The organism is Rummeliibacillus sp. TYF005, assembly GCF_003844195.1.
Classification (GTDB): domain Bacteria; phylum Bacillota; class Bacilli; order Bacillales_A; family Planococcaceae; genus Rummeliibacillus.
In genome coordinates this window covers 1-1,924 of record NZ_ML122634.1, presented here as the reverse complement: position 1 = coordinate 1,924, position 1,924 = coordinate 1, and the positions used below count along the sequence as shown (strand labels likewise).

Annotated in this window: 2 protein-coding genes; both read right to left on the bottom strand. The window is 35.7% G+C overall.

Going from position 1 to position 1,924, the window contains the following annotated elements:
* Positions 1–386 precede the first annotated feature (386 nt).
* Positions 387–797 carry a type II toxin-antitoxin system PemK/MazF family toxin gene (locus CW357_RS18985; protein WP_371684443.1) on the bottom strand — a complete coding sequence of 137 codons (411 nt, stop codon included), beginning with the start codon at positions 795–797 and terminating at the stop codon, positions 387–389.
* A gap of 154 nt (positions 798–951) precedes the next feature.
* Positions 952–1,923, bottom strand: a complete 972-nt coding sequence (locus CW357_RS17930) for a protein rep (RefSeq protein WP_124218817.1) — start codon at positions 1,921–1,923, stop codon at positions 952–954.
* Position 1,924 lies beyond the last annotated feature (1 nt).

Genomic DNA, 1,924 nt, shown 5'->3' with positions numbered 1-1,924 from the left:
AAAACTTCCAGCCCTCGCCGGTTGGCAGGAATCGAATGCATTCGATTCAAAGCCAAGAGGGTTTGGGCGTGTCGAATTTTGTCAAATTAAATTTGCTCCTTATCCTCCCTTCGGTCCGGTACCGCAAATTTAATTTGACAACAGCCACAGATCCCCATCTACCTTCAGTATCCGCCGACCCAAAAATAAAAGGAGTAGCTTTTTTCGCTACTCCTTGACGAACTTTACAAACAAAACCTTCAGAAAAACCAAAAAACCCCCACTAAAGTGGGGGTTCTGAAACGTTTTAAGCGTTTCCACATAATTCATAGAGTTACCAAATGTAACTCCCAGTCACATAATCTGTAACAAATAATACCACAGCAGTCAAAACTGTTCAATGATTTTTATCTAATTCCTCGTTTTTGCCACGTATTTGATATATTTGCTAATACTTTTCCATTCACATTTCCAAATGGTTTGCTATTGAAATCAATGCGTTGAATACTAACACATTTAAGATTCAACACATTAGTCCAACGATCCATTTTTTTGAAATTATGAACATATGGAACTTTAACATACACATTTGCATGTGAACCTTTAGGAGGTTGAGTTGTCAAAGGAAAAACAAATACTTGACTACCTGAACGTCTATAAATTATAGCTGGATGTTTCCCTCCAAATTCATCAGCAACATTAAACCCAAAGTCGACCCAAACTACATTACCACGTTTAACCTCAGAATCATCATCTGCTGATATAGAGAAGGTCTTTTCATCTTTGATTATTTCCGTTTGCCTTTTAATCCATTCCAAAAAAGTATGTGCTGTGTAAACAATTTCTTCATCCCCACTTTGTTTACGATCAGCAATATATAACTCCAAAGATTGTTTCAAATTTTCANTTTTTTTTCATCAATTTTTAACTCATTTTCCTGGTCTGCTTTAATATATGCCAATTTCTATTCCCCTACCCAATATAATAATTTTGTTTTTTCCAATTCCATACAGCAACAATCGAATACGCTTTTTCTTCAACCTCTGAATCTTCACCGTCAACTCGTACCAAATCGCCATCTTCAATGTCATCTAAATTCAATCGCTTATGTACTTCTTTTAACAAACCACCATACGCAATCATTCGCTTACGGTATAGTCCTTCTTCTAAGTCTTTTACAACTTCTAAATCATTTTTTAGATTACCAGTCAGATAGTCAGAATCTTTCACCGAATATTTTGCGGTTTCTTGCACTGCTGCTTGAATAGCAGTGACTTCTTCTTTCTTGTTGCGCTTTTTATTTTTCACCGCTTCAATATGCACGACTGGTACATAGTCTAATTTCATTGCCTTTTGCCAAAGACTTGTCCAATCTTCTTGCGATAAATAATTATTACTATTTTTAAAATAAGTTTTTTCAACACACAACAACACATGCATGTGTTGATTATATGAACCGTCTTTTTTATTAACGGTAACTTCCGTGGATCTCATAAAGCCAATCATGTTTTGAGCCACTTTTTTATATTTCATTAAACGATTGAAACCTTGCGCCATTGCTTTCAAACTCTCATCTAACATTTCACCATCAAACACATTCTTTACTGTTAACGTTAAGAAAAGCCATCTTGCTTTCGGTTTTTGACGAATGACTTCTTCTACAATTTTTGTTGTTTGTATACTTCGTTTCATCGTTTTCCTCCAGTTGCACATCGGACATAACGGTGACTTGCAAAACCACGCTTTCGCTAACTTCATGCGCCCTTCATGCGTAATATCAAACTCTAGTATTTCACCACACGTTGACACACGTTCTGCTTTTTTAAACTGTAATATCTCTAACAACTCAAAATAACTAACATTCGCTGTCTTCTTTTCTTTCCACGGCTGAACTTTTCCATTCGCTTTTTTATCACAAAGTACTGTTTTTTGGTCTAAATCCATG